The 15,777-nt window shown below is 66.9% G+C and carries 14 protein-coding genes; 4 read left to right on the forward strand and 10 right to left on the reverse strand.

Going from position 1 to position 15,777, the window contains the following annotated elements; all coding sequences use genetic code 11:
• Positions 1–47 precede the first annotated feature (47 nt).
• Both ACTWJ5_RS21505 and ACTWJ5_RS21510 read left to right on the forward strand, forming a co-directional pair.
• The gene (locus ACTWJ5_RS21505) at positions 48–920 is read left to right on the forward strand and encodes an NAD-dependent epimerase/dehydratase family protein (RefSeq protein WP_444436519.1); all 873 of its coding nucleotides are present in this window, start codon (positions 48–50) and stop codon (positions 918–920) included.
• Positions 921–1,091: 171 nt separating this feature from the next.
• The gene (locus tag ACTWJ5_RS21510) at positions 1,092–2,480 is read left to right on the forward strand and encodes an MFS transporter (protein ID WP_444436520.1); all 1,389 of its coding nucleotides are present in this window, start codon (positions 1,092–1,094) and stop codon (positions 2,478–2,480) included.
• A 281-nt stretch (positions 2,481–2,761) separates the two neighbouring features.
• On the opposite strand, the gene ACTWJ5_RS21515 is transcribed toward ACTWJ5_RS21510, so the two are convergent.
• The 5 genes from ACTWJ5_RS21515 to ACTWJ5_RS21535 all read right to left on the reverse strand — a co-directional run bounded on the left by ACTWJ5_RS21515 (position 2,762) and on the right by ACTWJ5_RS21535 (position 8,797).
• A complete protein-coding gene (locus ACTWJ5_RS21515) occupies positions 2,762–5,263 on the reverse strand; it encodes a TonB-dependent siderophore receptor (RefSeq protein WP_444436521.1) in 2,502 nt (833 codons plus the stop codon).
• 133 nt (positions 5,264–5,396) lie between these two features.
• Positions 5,397–6,383 (reverse strand): FecR domain-containing protein, encoded by a 987-nt coding sequence (locus ACTWJ5_RS21520; protein ID WP_444436522.1) that lies wholly within the window; start codon positions 6,381–6,383, stop codon positions 5,397–5,399.
• A gap of 5 nt (positions 6,384–6,388) precedes the next feature.
• Positions 6,389–6,898, reverse strand: a complete 510-nt coding sequence (locus tag ACTWJ5_RS21525; protein ID WP_043267035.1) for a sigma-70 family RNA polymerase sigma factor — start codon at positions 6,896–6,898, stop codon at positions 6,389–6,391.
• 114 nt (positions 6,899–7,012) lie between these two features.
• Positions 7,013–7,630, reverse strand: coding sequence for a LysE family transporter (locus ACTWJ5_RS21530; RefSeq protein ID WP_074981132.1), 618 nt, complete (start codon positions 7,628–7,630; stop codon positions 7,013–7,015).
• 546 nt (positions 7,631–8,176) lie between these two features.
• Positions 8,177–8,797 (reverse strand): LysE family translocator, encoded by a 621-nt coding sequence (locus tag ACTWJ5_RS21535; protein WP_444436523.1) that lies wholly within the window; start codon positions 8,795–8,797, stop codon positions 8,177–8,179.
• A gap of 157 nt (positions 8,798–8,954) precedes the next feature.
• Here ACTWJ5_RS21535 and ACTWJ5_RS21540 point away from each other — a divergent pair, with 157 nt between their 5' ends.
• On the forward strand, positions 8,955–9,938 hold the full coding sequence (locus tag ACTWJ5_RS21540) for a D-2-hydroxyacid dehydrogenase family protein (RefSeq protein WP_444436524.1): 984 nt from the start codon (positions 8,955–8,957) through the stop codon (positions 9,936–9,938).
• An 18-nt stretch (positions 9,939–9,956) separates the two neighbouring features.
• On the opposite strand, the gene ACTWJ5_RS21545 is transcribed toward ACTWJ5_RS21540, so the two are convergent.
• The 5 genes from ACTWJ5_RS21545 to ACTWJ5_RS21565 are packed head-to-tail and all read right to left on the reverse strand — an operon-like array spanning position 9,957 to position 14,998.
• The gene (locus ACTWJ5_RS21545) at positions 9,957–12,071 is read right to left on the reverse strand and encodes a TonB-dependent receptor family protein (protein WP_444436525.1); all 2,115 of its coding nucleotides are present in this window, start codon (positions 12,069–12,071) and stop codon (positions 9,957–9,959) included.
• Positions 12,072–12,099: 28 nt separating this feature from the next.
• A complete protein-coding gene (locus ACTWJ5_RS21550; RefSeq protein ID WP_009619009.1) occupies positions 12,100–12,543 on the reverse strand; it encodes a CopD family copper resistance protein in 444 nt (147 codons plus the stop codon).
• The gene (locus ACTWJ5_RS21555; protein ID WP_444436526.1) at positions 12,540–13,229 is read right to left on the reverse strand and encodes an ABC transporter ATP-binding protein; all 690 of its coding nucleotides are present in this window, start codon (positions 13,227–13,229) and stop codon (positions 12,540–12,542) included. Before ACTWJ5_RS21555 ends, ACTWJ5_RS21550 begins: the two co-directional genes overlap by 4 nt.
• Complete coding sequence (locus tag ACTWJ5_RS21560) at positions 13,222–13,974, reverse strand: ABC transporter permease (protein ID WP_043315096.1); 753 nt, start codon at positions 13,972–13,974, stop codon at positions 13,222–13,224. Before ACTWJ5_RS21560 ends, ACTWJ5_RS21555 begins: the two co-directional genes overlap by 8 nt.
• Before the next feature lie 10 nt (positions 13,975–13,984).
• Complete coding sequence (locus ACTWJ5_RS21565) at positions 13,985–14,998, reverse strand: ABC transporter substrate-binding protein (protein WP_249917210.1); 1,014 nt, start codon at positions 14,996–14,998, stop codon at positions 13,985–13,987.
• A gap of 34 nt (positions 14,999–15,032) precedes the next feature.
• On the opposite strand from ACTWJ5_RS21565, the gene ACTWJ5_RS21570 reads away from it, so the two are divergent.
• Positions 15,033–15,746 carry a Crp/Fnr family transcriptional regulator gene (locus tag ACTWJ5_RS21570; protein ID WP_444436527.1) on the forward strand — a complete coding sequence of 238 codons (714 nt, stop codon included), beginning with the start codon at positions 15,033–15,035 and terminating at the stop codon, positions 15,744–15,746.
• The last annotated feature ends 31 nt before the right edge of the window (positions 15,747–15,777 follow it).

Raw genomic sequence — 15,777 nt, forward strand, 5'->3', positions numbered from 1 at the left:
AGTCTCCTGCCTCATAAATTCAATAATATCCGAGCAGGAGATATGCCGTGCGTGAAACTTCCACTCCCCAGCCGCGCAAAGTCATAGTAACCGGCGGCAGCGGACGCCTCGGCCATTATGTGGTCGAGCAACTTCAGAACAACTTCGAAGTTAAAGTTCTCGATCTTCGCCCGCCCAAACAGAATGTGGAATTCGCAGAAGCGAATGTCCTCGACCTGGATATACTTCGTAAAGAGTTCGTTGGCGCCGATGCAGTAGTTCATCTGGCAGCCATTGACTTCGATCATCAGGCAAAACCCGAGGACTATATTCACGTCAATGTCCAGGGAACCTGGAACGTGCTTCAGGCCGCCAACGAACTGGGCATCAGGCGGGTGGTCCTCTGCTCCAGCATCTCGGCCTGTGGTCTCTCGGAGGCGAATCCGTCCTTCACCCCGGAGTACCTTCCGGTCGACGAAGACCATCCCCACTCGCCCATCCAGGCCTATAGCGTCAGCAAGCAGCTGATGGAGAACATGGCCGCCAGCTTCGTTCGCCGCGGCGACATCCAGGTGCTGTGCCTGCGCCCGATGATGGTCCTGATCCCCGAAAACATCGCACCGACCCTCGCCCGCGCCGATGATCGCTCCTCCCGCTGGCTGTTCTACTACATCACGCCCGAGGACTGCGCTCGCGCCTTCGAGGCGGCCCTGCGGGCGACCCACGTCAGCAGCGGCAACTTCTTCATCACCGCCCAGGACAGCTGCCGTGCCGAACCGACCCTGCAATGGGTGGAGCGGGTGTTCGGCAAGCTGCCGGAGATTCGCGACAAGGAGCGCTACGAGCGTGACCCGTATGCCTCGATCTTCTCCGGCGACAAGGCTCGTCAGGAACTCGACTTCGTCGCGGAAAGCCGCTGGCAGGACTTCCTGAAGGCCTGAATTCCCGCTCCGGCTCTCCCGAGCCGGGCTCCCCTTCCCTTTCCACGGAGGATTCAGTCCAGTCCGTATATCGACTTACGCGTGCGAAATACCCTTGATCGACGCGGCTCGATGAACGAGCGTGTCGTCGACGAACCCACGAATGAAAACAATTAGAACGGGGTGAATGAAATGACAGTGATCACCGGATCCGGCTCGGCAACGCTCGCCGACTCCTCATCGAATGCGAACCGTGGTTCCTCCATCATCGACGACAGCCCGATGACCTTCTTCCATTGGCGGCTGCTCCTGCAATCCGCCGGCGGCCCCTTCCTCGACGGTTGGCTGCTGAGCATCATCGGCGTCGCGCTGATCGGCATGACGCCGGCGCTCGGGCTGTCCGGCACGGACCTGAGCCTGGCAGGCGCTGCCGCACTCATCGGCATCTTCTTCGGCGGTCTGATCTTCGGTCGCATGACCGACGTGATCGGGCGTCAGCTGATGTACACGATCGACCTCATCGTTCTGGTCGTCGGCTCGGTGCTCTGCGCCTTCGTCGATCATGCGTGGCAGATCATCCTGCTGCGCTTCCTGATCGGGGTCGCCATCGGCGCCGACTATCCCATCGCCACGTCATTGCTCGCCGAATGGCTGCCCACCAAACAGCGCGCGGCGATGCTCGGCTCCCTGGTGGTGGCCTGGTTCCTCGGTGCGACCGTCGCGACCTTCCTCGGTTTCGGCATGGTCGAGTACCTGGGCGAGGATTCCTGGCGCTGGATGTTGGCCAGTTCAGGTGTGCCGGGCCTGATCATCCTGCTGATGCGCATCGGTACCCCGGAGTCCCCACGCTGGCTGCTCTCCAAAGGCCGGTTCGAAGAAGCAGAGGCAGTCGTCAGGAAGATCTACGGGCAGGATGCCGATCTTTCTTCCATTCGCGAGGTCGAGTCGGTGCGCCCGAAACGCCTTGGCTACTCGGCGCTTCTCCAGGGCGAGTACCTCAAGCGCACCTTCTTCTGCGGGATGTTCTATCTCTGCGCGGTCACGCCGGTCTTCGCGATCTACACCTTCGGCCCCGTCATGCTTTCGGCATTCGGGCTGAACGAGGGCAACCTCAGCAACATCGGCTACGCGCTGATCAGCCTGCTGTTCCTCCTGGGCTGCCTGCCGGCGCTGCGGCTCTCGGAAACCGTCGGCCGCCGCCCGCTCCTGCTGTGGTCCTTCGCGCTGATGATCCTGCCTTTCCTGGCACTGGGCATCGCCCCTGAAGCACCGGTCGCGCTGATTATCTTCTGGTTCTGCCTCTACGCGGTGACCTCGGGAGGCCCGAACATCCTCGAGTGGTCCTATCCGAACGAGCTGTTCCCCACCGACATCCGCGCCACGGCCATGGGGGTGATCACCGCGGTCAGCCGAATTGGCGCAGCCCTGGGGACCTTCCTGCTGCCGCTTTCGCTGGAGCACTACGGCGACGGCGCCACGATGTTGATCATGGCAGCCATGACAGCGGTCGGTTTCATCATCTCCTACTTCCTGGCCCCGGAAACCAAAGGTCGTTCACTGTCCGAGGCTAGCGGAGTCTGATCTCGGTGTGGCCCTCGGCACGACCCGCGGGCCACGACTTTCCTTCCCGGCCACGCCTGACGTGCAGGGCGACAAGCATCATGGGTTTCACACTCTCCGCTGCAGGATGGAACTGTGCAGCGGATTCTTTTTGCCTGAATGTCCGCTTCGGCGTCGGAAGCAACCAGTGGCCATGGCTCGTCTCCATGAACAACCGCCCACCATCGACCAGACGCGAACTTCCATTCCCGCGACCGTGAAAGGCGCCCCCCAATGCGAGGCGCCTTGCAGAGAAGCCGATGTCAGAACGAGCCCTGCAGCGTGACCATGAAGTTACGCGGCTCGCCGTAGAAGTTGCCCCAGGAAATGGCCCCCACGCTCTGGTAGTACTTCTTGTCGAACAGGTTGTTGCCGTTGAGGGCGACCGACCAGTGGTCGTCGATGCGGTAGCCCAGGCGGCCGCTCCAGATGGCGTAGCCGGACTGCACCGACTTCACGCTGGACGACGTGACAGAGGTGTCGCTCTGCGTCGTAACGCCGGCGCCCACGCTCCACCGATCCAGCTCGCCGGCCAGTTGGTAGTCGGCCCAGGCGCGGAACAGGTGGAGCGGGAAATAGGTGACCGCGAAGGCCGTTTCCTGCGGGTTGTCGTCCGCGCTCTCGAGGTATTTGGTCTGGGTGTAGGTATAGCCGGCCAGCACCTGCAGCCTGTCGATCACCTCGCCGCTGATTTCCGCTTCGAAGCCCTGCGCCCGTACCTTGCCCGCGTCGCTGTAGCAGTAGCCGTCCGAAGAGCCGGGGCAGGCGCTGTCGTAGTTCGCCTCGGCCCGGTGCTCTTCGATCGTGCGGAAGAGATTGAAGGCGGTGTTGACGCGGCCGCCCATCAGCTCACCCTTGATCCCGACTTCGTAGCTGCCGCCGGTCTTGGGCTGCAGCGGGCTGCCGGATTCGTCGGTGTAGGTGCTCTGGGGCTGGAAGATATCCGCGTAGCTGGTGTACACGGACCATTCCTCGTTCAGGTCATAGATGAGCGCCGCGAAGGGCGTGACCTGGCCGTTTTCCTGGCTCTTGTCGTGCTGCCAGTAATCCCAGGCCTGGGTGTAGGAGTCGCGGTTGTTGCGGTACCAGCTGACGCGGGAGCCGAGGACGAAGGTCAGAGGCTCGGCCAGCTTCAGCCGAAGCGTGGCGTAGGTGCCGAACTGCCGGGTGTCGGACTCGGTGGGAACCGGGCCGCCCCGGTAGGAGTTGGGGGCGTAGAAGCTGTCCGCCGGCTCGGGCATGTGGGGGTTGGGGTTGAAGGGGTCCTGGGAAACGCCGAGCAACCCGGTCATGTTGATCAGCGCCCAATGGTCATGGGTTTGTGCGCGGCTGGCGTTGGCGCCGACGATCAGCTCGTGCTGCAGGCCGAAGGCATCGAATTTTCCGTCCAGGTAGGCATCGAAGCCGTAGTCGGTCTGGTCGTAGTCGAACAGCCCGGAGTAGACCGAGGAAGGCGCCGTGGTCGCGCCCGGGGTAACGCCGCCCGGCGTCTCGGACAGGGCGTACTTGATGTCCTGGTCGTTGTGCGTCCAGACACCGGCGAACTTGAAGGCCCAGTCCTCGTTCAACTGGTGGGACAGGTCGGCGAAGACGGTGGTGCGTTCGCTGTCCCAGGTGTTCCAGGACGCCCCCAGGCAGGTCGAGCGGCTGAGCTTCAGGTCCGAGCCGTCGCTGTAGCGCGGCAGGCCGTGCCAGCAGGGCCTGGCATCGAGCCGCTCGTAGGCGACGCCCAGCCCGACGGTGGTGTCCGGCGTAACGTCGTAGTCCAGGGCGCCGTAGAGGACCTGGTCCTTGCGCTTGCCCAGGTCATAGAAATACTGCCGGTCCTGCAGCGCCACCACGGTGCGCCCGCGCAGCGTGCCGGACTCGTTGAGCGGGCCGCCGCTGTCGACCTGGCCGCGGTAGTTGTCCCAGGAGCCCGCCGAGAGCGTCAGGTGGGTGGTCGGTGTGCTCTGGCCACGCTTGCGCACGAAGTTGACCCCGCCGGTGGAGCTGCCCGAGCCTTTCATCATGCCCGCCGCCCCCTTGAGCACCTCGACACGGTCGTAGAAGGCCATGTCGCCGGAGAAACTGTTGGCCTGGACGTATTCGCCGCCGACATCCAGCGGCACGCCGTCGTACTGGTACTGCCCCTGCATCATGAAGCCGCGGGAGTAGAAGTACTTGCCGCCCATGGGCGACTCGTACACGGTGATGCCCGGGGTCTTCTCCATGGCCTGGTCGATGGTGGTGATGTTGCGGTCATCCATGTACTGGCGGGTCAGGACGGTCACCGCCTGCGGCGTTTCGCGCAGCGTATGCGCGCCCTTGCCGATGGTCACCGCGCGGGCCGAATAGGACTGGGTGCCCTCGGTGGTCGGGTCGAGTTGCTGGCTGGAGACGGTCGTGGCGCCCATCTCCAGCACCGCGCCGGATTGCGGCGCCGGTACCAGGCCGTAACCGCCGTTGCCCAGGCGCCGCACGCTCAGCTGCGTGCCGGAAAGGATGCGGGCGAAGCCGTCGTCGATGCCGTACTCGCCGTTGAGCCCGGCGCTGCGCTTGCCTTCGGTCAACCCGGCGTTCACCGAGATCGGAATGCCCGCGCGCCGGCCGAACTCGCCCAGCACCTGGTCCAGCGGGCCGGCGGGGATGGCGTATTGCTGGGTCCGCGTGGCCGTGGATTCGGCCTGCGCCGGCAAGGCCGGCAGCAGGGCGAGCGAGGAACAGGAGAGCATGGCCAAACCGAGCGATTGGCGCAGAGCGCGAGCGATGGGGTGAAGCGTCATGGGCAGAGGGTCCGTTTCTCGTTGTGGGCCCGCGTGTGCGAGCAGGGATTTCTCCCTAGGCCAAGCGAGAAACGAAAACCTGCCACTTTTTTGAGAATTATTTTCATCGCCACGCTGGAGGGGGCTATCCGCCTCAGCGAGGGCCTACCGTCACCCAGTAGCGGGTACGCCGCTGGACCCTGACCGGCAGGCTGTCCGCCAGCATGGCCAGCACCTGGTCGGTGTCGCCCAGCGGGTAGGAACCGCTCAGGCGGATGTCCGCCACCGCCGGGTCGCAACGCAGCAGGCCGGGGCGATAGCGATCCAGCTCGGCGAGGAAGTCCGCCAGGCGCATGCGCTCGGCGATCAGGTAGCCATCGACCCAGGCGCCCTCGTTCACCTCCAGCGCCTGCGGCGTGCCCACGCCAGCCGCGCCGATGCGCGCCTGCCAGCCCGCCTCGATCACCGTCGGCGCACCGCCCGCCAGGGAACTGGCGGCGACGCGTCCCTGGGTGACCGCCAGGAAGGTGCCCTGCCCGTCGTTCTCCCGCCGGACGCGGAAGCGCGTCCCCAGGGGCTGCAGCACCGCCTCCTGGCTGATCACTCGGAACGGCCGCCCCGCGGCATCGCTGGCGGTGAGAATCTCGATTTCGCCATAGCGCAGGTGCAACTCGCGCGCGCTGTCGGTGTAACGCACATCGACTGCCGTGGCGGTATTGAGCCAGAGGCGCGTGCCATCGGGCAGCGTCCGCTGGCGGCGTTCACCGGTGCCGGTGTGGTAATCGGCCATGGCGCCTTGCACCCAGTGGCTGTCGCGCCCCTGCCAGGCAAGCCCGCCGAGCAGGCCGAAGCCGACCAGCACCTTGAGCGCCTTGCGCCGGTCCAGCTCGCTGTAGTGGCGGCGCCCGGCCAGTTGCCGCGCCAGCGGGTCGGCCAGCGGGCCGGCATGGCGCTGCAGGCTGAGCGGAATGCTGCTCAGGCGCTGCCAGGCGCGCTCGTGCTCGCTGCTCGCCTCGCGCCAGTTCAGCAACTGGCGCTGCTCGGCATCACTCATGCAGCCCGACTGGGCCAGGGTGAACCAGGCGATGGCCTGGTCGCGGATGACCGCGGGAATGGGACGGGAGTCGGTATCGCGGGACATGGCACTCACTCGAAGCGGCTGGCGTAGCAGGCGGCGAAGGCCTTGCCCATGGCCTTTTGCACCTGGTTGACGCTCAGACCCAGGTGCGCGGCGATCTGCGGGTAGGTCAGGCCGTCGAGCTGCGACATCAGGAAGATCTCCCGCACCTGCGCCGCGAGGCCGTGCAGCAGTTCATCCACCTCCACCAGCGCTTCGATCAGCAGCAGGCGCTCCTCTTCGGAAGGCGCCACCCGTTCCGGGCGCGCAGCCAGCGCCTCCAGGTAGGCACGCTCCACCGCCTGGCGCCGCCAACGGTTGACCAGCAGGCTATTGGCGATGGTGGCGAGGTAGGCCAGCGGCTGGCGCAGGTCGGCAAGGGGGCTGCGCGAACGCATCACCCGCACGAAGGTGTCCTGGGCCAGGTCCTCGGCATCGGCATGCCCGCCCAGGCGACGCTGCAGCCAGCCCTTCAGCCAGCCGTGGTGGGCAATGTAGAGCCGTTCAACATCCCGTTCGAATGCCTGCTCGCGGTCCATGGACGTCCAGTCTTGTTAAACATGATAATCGTTCTCAACAATACTGGATTTGCCCTGCCCGGCGCAATTCTCCCGAGCACCTGGCGAATGCCGGACACCTGCGCTGGCCGGTGCCTAGCGCATTGCCGCCAGCTTGATGCCGAACCCCAGCAGGCAAGCCCCGGCCAGGCGCTCCAGCAGATTGGCGACACGCGGATTGGCCCGCATGCGCTCGGCCAGCTTGTGGGTCAGCAGGACGGCCGCCAGGCCGTAGAGGAAGGTCACCACCGCCACGGTCACCGCCATGAAGGCGAAGGTCACCAGGCCCTGGTGCCTCACCGGGTCGATGAACAGCGGCAGGAAGGCCATGTAGAACACGATCGCCTTGGGGTTCAGCAGCGTGATCAGCATGGTCTGGCGCAGGTAATGGCCGCTTTGCATGCTGCTCTTGCGGGGTGTGCCGCCCGGCTTGCTCAACAGCATCCGCAGCCCCAGCCACGCCAGGTAGGCGGCGCCCAGCCATTGCACCGCGTGGAAGGCCGCGGGGTAAGTGGCCAGCAAGGTCGCCACGCCCGCCACCGCCATCCACAACAGCACCTGATCGCCCAGGATCACCCCGCAGGTCGCCGCCAGCCCGGCCTTGATGCCGCCCTTGCCGGTGGCCGTGATCAGCGCGAAGTTACCCGGCCCGGGAATGGCCAGCAGAACGATGAACGCAACGAGGAACGCGCCGTAATCGGTCACTCCGAACATGGATGAATCTCCTTGGCCAGGCAGGGGCGCTGAAACGGCCCAGTCTATCACCGGTTGCCGAGAGCATCTGACCGCAAGGCCCCGTCGCAACCGTGGTTCGGCAGCAGGCCGTGCCACCGGGGCGTTCGGCGTGGCCGGTGAATCCCATCGCGGACGGGGAACGTAAGAGCCACTCGCCGAGGCGCTCTTCGTAGGATGGGTTGAGCCTGCGAAACCCATGCTGCCATTGGTGATGGGTATCGCTTCGCTCAACCCATCCTACGGGTGTGGTAGGGGCAAGCTCTTGCCGGCAGCCTGCAGGAGCATGCGCTGCTCTTCGTAGGAGCGGGCCCTGCCCGCGATTCGCGCGCAGGGCGCGCTCCTACAGGGGAATGGCGCGGGTGGTACTACGTAGGAGCGGATCTCATCCGCGAACCGCGCCGATACCTCCGGCTATCGCGGACAAGGTCCGCTCCGGGGGGAGGAATGCCGTGCTTCCCGGCTACCTTGTAGGAGCGGACTCCGTCCGCGATTCGGCGGATAACGCCCTCTTTGGCGCGGCGCGCCTCAACGCCGACTCAGCGCCAGCCGCGCGGCGAACAGGAGAAAGACCATGCCCGTCGTCCTGTCCATCCACCTGATGACCTTTTCGCGACGCAACACGCCCGCCAGAGGCCGGGTCGCGCCGATGAGGGCCAGCGACCAGAGCAGACCTATCGCCACATGGATGCCGACCAGGCCGAAGGTCCAGGCCACCAGGGGCTGGCCCTGCGGGATGAACTGCGGCAGGAACGAAACGTAGAAGACACCGACCTTGGGGTTCAGCAGGTTGCCCAGCATGCCCTTGAGGAACCAGTTGGTTTCTGGCCTGCCCCGGGTTTCGACCGGCGCCAGGCTATGCCGCGGCCGCAGCAGCAGGTTCAACCCGAGCCACGCCAGGTAGGCGGCGCCGCAGTACTTCAGCGCGTTGAAGGCCAGCTCGGACACGGCGATCAACGCGCCCAGCCCGAAAGCGACGGCGGCGCCCCACAGCAGGCAGCCGGCGTTGATCCCCAGCGCGGCGCGCAATCCTTCGCGCTTGCCTTCCACCGCGGCCGTCCGGAGCACCAGGGCGGTATCCAGGCCGGGAGTCAGCGCCAGCAATGTGGCAGCGAAGGTAAACGCAAGCAGGCTGTCGGCGGTGGACATGGGCATTCGGGACCAGAGAGTGGTGTGTGCGCACATTAGCATAGGCACACGGCTGGCAAGCTCCACGCTCCGGGCCGCAAGCCGTCACCCACGAAATCCCCCCGGAAATCGGCTATCGTCCCGAGGCCGCTCACATGACCGCAGGGGCCGAACCCACATGCACATCGTCATCCCCGACGACTACCAACACGCGATCCGGACGCTCGACTGCTTCGCCCGCCTGGCCGGGCACGAGGTCAGCCTGATCCACGACCTGGGCCCGGCGTCGCCGGACGAACTGGCGACGCGGTTCGCCGACGCCGACGCCCTGGTGCTCACCCGCGAACGCACACGCATCGATGCCGCGCTGCTCGACAGGCTGCCGAAGCTCAAGCTGATCAGCCAGACGGGCAAGGTCTCGGGCCACCTCGACCTCGACGCCTGCACCAAGCGCGGCATCGTCGTGACCGAAGGCCGCGGCTCGCCCGTGGCGCCCGCCGAACTGGCCTGGGCGCTCATCCTCGATGCGCGCCGGCAGCTGGTACCGGCCATCGAGGCATTCAAGGCGGGCCACTGGCAGGTCAATGTGGGCCAGGCACTGGCCGGGCAAACACTGGGTATCTGGGGCTACGGCAAGATCGGCCAGCGCCTGGCGCGCTACGCCCGGGCGTTCGACATGCCGGTGCTGGTCTGGGGCAGCGAAGGCAGCCGGGCGGCCGCCACGGCCGACGGCCATCAGGCAGCGGCCTCTCGCGAAGCCTTCTTCGCCGAAGCGGACATCCTCAGCCTCAACCTGCGCCTGTCCGAGCGTACGCGCCATGGCGTCACCTTCGACGACCTCGCCCGGATGAAAAGCAGCGCCCTGCTGGTGAACATCAGCCGCGCCGAGCTGATCGCCCCGGGAGCATTGCTCCAGGCCCTGGACGCCGGACGCCCCGGCTACGCGGCCGTGGACGTCTACGAACAGGAGCCCCTGCTCGCCCCCGACAATCCCCTGCTGAACCACCCGCGCGCGCTCTGCACCCCGCACCTGGGGTACGTGGAGAAGAACGGCTATGAGCTGTACTTCGGCGATGCCTTCGACAATGTGCTGGCCTTCTTCGAAGGCAAGCCGAAGAACGTTGCTAACCCGCAGGCGCTGGCAGTGCGGCGTGGCGAGTAGGCTGGGAAGCAACCGCCCCTAGAAAGCGTATTCCGCCCCCACGGTCAGGCTGCGCCCGTTGCCGCTGAGAAAGGTCGGCTGGCTGGCATCGGCGCGGTTGCGGATCACGTAGCTGCTGGCATAGGTCTTGTCCGCCAGGTTGTCGCCCTGCACGTACACACTCAGGCCCTCGCGCGCCTTGTAGGCGGCTTTGAGGCCCCAGAGCGCGTAGGCGTCCTGATAGTTGTTGCGGGTGTTGGCGTGGTCGGTCGGGGTGTCCTGGGGCAGCCAGCGCAGGTTGGGCCCGACGCTCCACGGCCCGCGCCGGTAGAGCAGCTCGGCCGACCAGAGCTGGCGCGGCACGCCGGCGATCCGGTTGCCCTGGAACTCGCCGCCGCGGAAGCGGAAGTCGCTGAAGGTCCACGCCACCCGGTAGGCCAGGTCGCCGCCGATGTTGGATACCATCGGCAGCAAGCCGTTGAGCCCCGCTTCGACGCCGCGGTGGCGGGTGCGCGAGCCGTAGTTGTAGGTTCCCACCTTCACCCCGTAGGCGTCGCTGGTGGAGATCAGCTCGTCTTCCACGTCGCTCTGGTACAGCGTCAGGCTCCAGTCGGTCCGGGCGATGCGACCGGCGCCGCCGATCTCGTAGGTGGTAGCGCGCTGCACGTCGAGGTCGACCAGCTGCGCCTGCGCCGTCGCCGGGGCTGCGGGCGAGACTTCGGCGGAAACGATTTCCCAGAACGTCGGCGCTTCGTGGCTGCGGCTGATGTTGGCGTACCAGCGCAGGTCCGGGCTGGGCGTCCAGTTCAGGCCGATCTTCGGCGTGGCGAAGTTCCAGCCCTGGTCGAGATGGCCGGCGCCATCGCGCGAATCCGCATCGCGGCTGACATCGCTCCACTTCACCTCGGTCACCAGGGTCCAGTCCGCCGCCAGGTTCCAGTCCAGGCCAAGCAGCAGATCGAGGTTGGAGGCCGTGAGGTCGAAGTTGCCGAAACGCTGCATGCGGCTTCCGTTCTGGGGGTTGTTGGCGTACAGCTCGCGGGTCATGTCGCTGTAGGACCAACTGGCGCCCAGGCGGTAGCCGAACAGGCGCTGCTCGCCTTCGAGCAGCCATTGCGCGCCGAGCGTGTCGCTGTCGGTCAGGGTGTGGCTGAGCGGATCGGTGAAATCGTCCTGGGTGTTCTGCCCGTAGACGCCGAAGCTCTGCTGCCAGCCCGCGCCGCTCCACTGCGTACGGTTGGCCAGCCGCAGCTGCTGGGTATCGCGGTGCGGGTCACGCTGGTAGACGTTGAGCAGGCGATCCTGCGGCGTGTTGCCGTCGCCCAGCACGCTGCGCGGATCGTCCTTCAGGCGCGCCTTGGTGATGACGTTGGGAATCTCGAAAGTCAGGTCGCTGTAGGACAGGTAGCTGCGATTCTGTACGCCGTTGCCCAGGTCCAGGCCGAAGTTGCTCTGCATCACGGTGCGATGGGAAGCGGAGTGGTGGCGATAGCCGTCGTACTCGTCGTGGCTGACGCTCACCCGTCCATCGTACCGCCCCTCATCCAGCCCGGCGGCAGCCTGCAGGCCCTGGCGGCCGAAGTTGCCGGCCTCCAGGCGGACGCGTCCGGCTTCGTCGGCGCCGGTCAGCGAGTTGAACTCCAGCTCGCCACCCAGGGCGGTGGCACCGGGGCTGCCGGCGTTGGCGCCGCGGCGGGCACTGATCCACGACGCATTACGCGGCTCCAGCAGGCCGATGATGAAGGAACCGTCGGCCTCGTTGAGCGGCAGCCCGTCCTGCAACAGCAGCACGCCGCGGTTGACCGGATTGCTCTGGATGCCCGAACCCCGGATGTTCAGGCGCGGCTGGTCGGTGCCGCCGAAGAAGTCCTGGATCACCAGGCCGGGCTGGTAGTCCAGCGCATCGCGCAGGGTCGCCAGGCGTGTCTCCTGTTGCGGCTCGGCGAGGTTGGTGCCGCCCGGTACGCGGGCCAGGCGCTGGCGCTCGGCCTGCGCGGACTGGCTGACCGGCGCGAGGCTTTTTTCGCTGATCTGCATCGGCTCCAGCTCGAGGCGGTCCTCCGCCGCCACCGCCAGTGGCAGCAGGCCGAGGGCCAGCAGGGGAAGTGAAAGTTTCGAGGGAAAATGGCGTTTGGGGGAAGGACAACGACTCATGACAAGCTCCGTCTGCACGAAATCTGGCTTACCAGCTCAGGTAGAACATGCCCTTGGCCAGCAGCACGATGCCGACCATGTGGCTGAAGACGCTCAGGTGGATTCGGCGGAAATACGTCGAATTCATGCGCCCGCTGTGGAGCAGGAACATGGCGCTGAAGAAGTGCCCGAGCACGCTCAGGGCGAGCAGGATCTTCAGGCTCAGCAAGGTGCCGAAGGACGATGCCAGCGGGTCCGCCAGCAGCGGCAGGTAGCGCGTCCAGACCATGCCCAGGCCGGCGCCGAACAGCACCAGCAGCACCCAGGGCATCAGCCGCCGCGCGCGCTTGCCGATGCCCTGCTCCACCTGGCGCATCACCGCGGCCGGTACGTGCTTGCGCACGCTTTCGAGGATCAGCACCTCGAAGAACACCGTGCCGACGAACATCAGCGCGGCGAACAGGTGCAGGGTCAGCAGAATGGGATAGATCATGGCGCGGGTGCCTCCAGGGCCAGCAGGGTCTGATGCAGCACCGTCGCCACCTGGTCGGCGGCGTATCCGGTGAGGTCGAAGGGCTGCAACGCGCCGTCGTTGACCAGCACGAAGCGCTCCACCAGGCCGATCAGCTCGGCCGGATGGTGGCTGACGCAGAGCAGCGCCGCGCCCGAGCTGGCGAGCCAGTCGCGGCAGAGGTCGAGCAGGGATTCACGCAGGGCCGGGTCCAGCGCGCTGAATGGCTCGTCGAGCAGCAGCAGGTCCGGCTCGATCGAGAACGCGCGCGCCAGGGCAACGCGCTGGGCCATGCCGCCGGACAGTTGATGCGGCCAGGCGCGCTCGTGCCCGGCGAGGCCGACGCGTTCCAGCCAGTGGCTGGCCATCCGGCGCGCAGCCGCACGGTCGAGGCCGCTCGCCTGCAAGGGGATTTCCAGGTTCTCCGCGACCCGGCACCAAGGCAACAGGCGCGGCTCCTGGAAGGCCAGCACGGGGTGGCGGAATCCATTCTCCAGCCGCCCCCGACGGGGCTTCAGAAGGCCGGCAGCCAGGCGCAGCAGGCTGCTCTTGCCGGCGCCGCTGGGCCCGAGAATGCCGACCCGCTCGCCGGGCAGCAGGCGCAGGGAGGCATCGGCAAACACTCGACGCTCGCCCAGCACCAGATCGACGCCGTGCCACTCAAGCATGGGCGGCCTCCTGCCAACGGCCCATGCGCCGCTGCAGCGGCTGCAGCAGAAGAAACTCCAGCGCGGCGACCAGCAGCAGGATCAGCAGCGTCCAGGCATACAGCCCGGCGCTATCGAAGGTGCTGCGCGCATTGGCCAGCGCGAAACCGGCGCCACTTTCCGCGCCGAGCACTTCGGCCATCACCACCAGGCGCACGCCGCCGCACGTGGCGATCAACAGCGCCGCGCCCAGCGGCGCGGTGAGTGACGGGATATAGAGCCGCCGCAACTTCTGCCAGGGGCTGAAACGGTAGACCCGCGCCATCTCCAGCAGGCCGCGGTCGACCATCTGCATGCCCTTGACGGTGTTCACGTACATGCCCGGCGCCAGCATCAGCACACTGATCAGCACCACCATGGCCGAACCGAGACCCACCCAGAGCATCGCCAGCACCACGACCACCACCGGCGGCACCGACATCAGCAGCCAGCGCAGCGGCTCCAGCAGACCGCGCACACGGGCGTCGAGTCCGGCCAGCAGCCCCAGGCAGAAGCCCAGCAGGCAGCCCAGGCCGACACCCAGGACGATACGCAGCAGACTGGCGCCGGCGTTGAGGCGGAAGTCGGCCTCGAAAGGCAGGCGGACCATGGCCTGCAGCGTCTGCCATGGCGTCGCCATGAGCAGCGGGCCCAGGCGCAGCGCCAGCAGCTGCCAGCCCACCAGCAGAAGCGCGCCGCCCAGCAAGGCCCAGCGTCGGGAAGTCATGGGTCTCATCTCAGGGCCCATAGAAGCTGGCGGGCGGCAGGGCGCCCCCGATTGCCTGTGGATGGCGCTTGGCGATCAGCCCGAACAGCGCCTCCAGCGGTCCACGCGCCGCGCTGGCGGAAACACTCTCCAGGCGCGTGACACGGATGGACTCTTCCAGCGCCTCCACCGGCAGGTGCGGCAGGTGCCGATGGACCAGCTCCGCGCAGGCCTGCGGGTGCGCGCTGCACCAACGGGCGGACTCGGCGTAGGCGGCATCCACCGCCCGCGCCAGTTCGCCGTCCTCGGCGCGCTGCGGGCTGCTCATCAGCCCTGCCTGAGGCAGTTCGGCCTGCTGCGGGAAGGCCTGCCGCCAGGCGCTCTCCAGGCTTTGCACGCGGTACAGCGGCGCGCCGCCCTGGCTGTGGTTGCGCCAAAGCAGCAGGGACACCGCCGGCTCCACCAGCAAGGCGTGATCGGCGCGGCCTGCCAGCAGCAGCGCCTGGGCGTCCTGGCCATCGCGGACCGGGCGCAGCGTCAGGTCCCTGCCCGGCTTCAGGCCGTGGCTGAGCAGCAATTCATCGACCAGGATCGCCGGCAGGTCGCGCTGGAACGGCAGCACCACCTCCTTGCCGGCCAGGTCGGCGAAACTCTTCACCTGGGGGTCGCGGCTCACCAGCCAGATGATTCCCCACACCGAGACGTTGAGCAGCCGCACGGGCTGCCCGCGCCCGGCCATCAGCGCCGGCAGGTTCACCGGGGCGGCGCTGTAGTCGAGCTCGTTCTTGGCCAGCAGCACGCGCAACTGGTCGGGGTTCTGCCAGAGGCGGAATTCGACGCGCTCGGCGTACTGCTGCAGAGCGCCGCTCTCCACCATGTGCAGCAACGGGAAGCTCACCACCGCGCCGGGGCCGCCCAGCCGCAGCACCGCTTCCCTGGCCGTACCGGCAGGCGCCTGCAGGCACGCGCCGGCCGCCAGAACGAAAGAAAGGAGCAGGCGGGGGAGCCTTCGATTGATCGGCTTGCGAATAAGACTTATCTTCATTCGCAGATCATTGCAGCCCGCCCGCACGCCACGAATGACAAATGTTAAGTTCGCGCCAGACCGCGGCGAATGCCTGCGATTGCTGGGCGCCATCCCCCTCTTCGCCGACCTGCCGCAGGGCCTCATGGCCAGCCTGTGCGACTCGGCCAGTCTGCTGCGCGCCGAGGGCGGCAAACTGCTGTTCCGCGAAGGCGACCCGGCCGAGCACTTCCTGCTGGTGCGGCGTGGCTGCGTGGAAATGCTGCGCTTCACCTGCGACGGCGAAGAGCATGTCTTCCAGTTGTTCCGCGAAGGTCAACTGATCGCCGAGGCGGCCATGTTCATGCCCCACGGCCGCTACCCGATGAACGCCCGCTGCCAGGGTAGCGGCGAATTCTTCCGACTGAGCCGCAACGCGCTGCACAAGGCCTGCGAGGGCCATCCGCCATTGGCCATGCGCATGCTGGAAAGCCTCAGCCTGCGTCTCTACCGCCAGGTCAACGAGGTCGACTGGCTGACCGCCAGTTCCGCCTCCCAGCGCCTGGCCGCCTACCTGCTGGGCCTGCACCGTCGCCAGGGCGAAAGCCTGATGCTGCCGATCAGCCAGCGCCAACTCGCCACCCACCTGGGCATTCGCCCGGAATCCCTCAGCCGTCTGCTCTCCGACTGGCAGCAGGCGGGACGCATCCAGGGCCGGCTCCGGCAATGGCGGCTGTGCGACCTCACCTACCTGCAGGACCTGGCCAGCCCGGCGGCACGCTCTTTCTGAGGGGGTCGACTTATGCTCGCCTGCCCCTAAT

Origin of the sequence: Pseudomonas sp. A6 (assembly GCF_052367875.1) — a bacterium.
GTDB classification, from domain to species: domain Bacteria; phylum Pseudomonadota; class Gammaproteobacteria; order Pseudomonadales; family Pseudomonadaceae; genus Pseudomonas; species Pseudomonas citronellolis.

Bases quoted from the DNA above. Each gene is read 5' to 3' on its own strand.
- ACTWJ5_RS21510 (WP_444436520.1), top strand. From the start codon at position 1,092: ATGACAGTGATCACCGGATCCGGCTCGGCAACGCTCGCCGACTCCTCA.
- ACTWJ5_RS21515 (WP_444436521.1), bottom strand. From the start codon at position 5,263: ATGACGCTTCACCCCATCGCTCGCGCTCTGCGCCAATCGCTCGGTTTG.
- ACTWJ5_RS21520 (WP_444436522.1), bottom strand. From the start codon at position 6,383: ATGTCCCGCGATACCGACTCCCGTCCCATTCCCGCGGTCATCCGCGAC.
- ACTWJ5_RS21525 (WP_043267035.1), bottom strand. From the start codon at position 6,898: ATGGACCGCGAGCAGGCATTCGAACGGGATGTTGAACGGCTCTACATT.
- ACTWJ5_RS21530 (WP_074981132.1), bottom strand. From the start codon at position 7,630: ATGTTCGGAGTGACCGATTACGGCGCGTTCCTCGTTGCGTTCATCGTT.
- ACTWJ5_RS21535 (WP_444436523.1), bottom strand. From the start codon at position 8,797: ATGTCCACCGCCGACAGCCTGCTTGCGTTTACCTTCGCTGCCACATTG.
- ACTWJ5_RS21540 (WP_444436524.1), top strand. From the start codon at position 8,955: ATGCACATCGTCATCCCCGACGACTACCAACACGCGATCCGGACGCTC.
- ACTWJ5_RS21545 (WP_444436525.1), bottom strand. From the start codon at position 12,071: ATGAGTCGTTGTCCTTCCCCCAAACGCCATTTTCCCTCGAAACTTTCA.
- ACTWJ5_RS21550 (WP_009619009.1), bottom strand. From the start codon at position 12,543: ATGATCTATCCCATTCTGCTGACCCTGCACCTGTTCGCCGCGCTGATG.
- ACTWJ5_RS21555 (WP_444436526.1), bottom strand. From the start codon at position 13,229: ATGCTTGAGTGGCACGGCGTCGATCTGGTGCTGGGCGAGCGTCGAGTG.
- ACTWJ5_RS21560 (WP_043315096.1), bottom strand. From the start codon at position 13,974: ATGACTTCCCGACGCTGGGCCTTGCTGGGCGGCGCGCTTCTGCTGGTG.
- ACTWJ5_RS21565 (WP_249917210.1), bottom strand. From the start codon at position 14,998: ATGAAGATAAGTCTTATTCGCAAGCCGATCAATCGAAGGCTCCCCCGC.
- ACTWJ5_RS21570 (WP_444436527.1), top strand. From the start codon at position 15,033: ATGACAAATGTTAAGTTCGCGCCAGACCGCGGCGAATGCCTGCGATTG.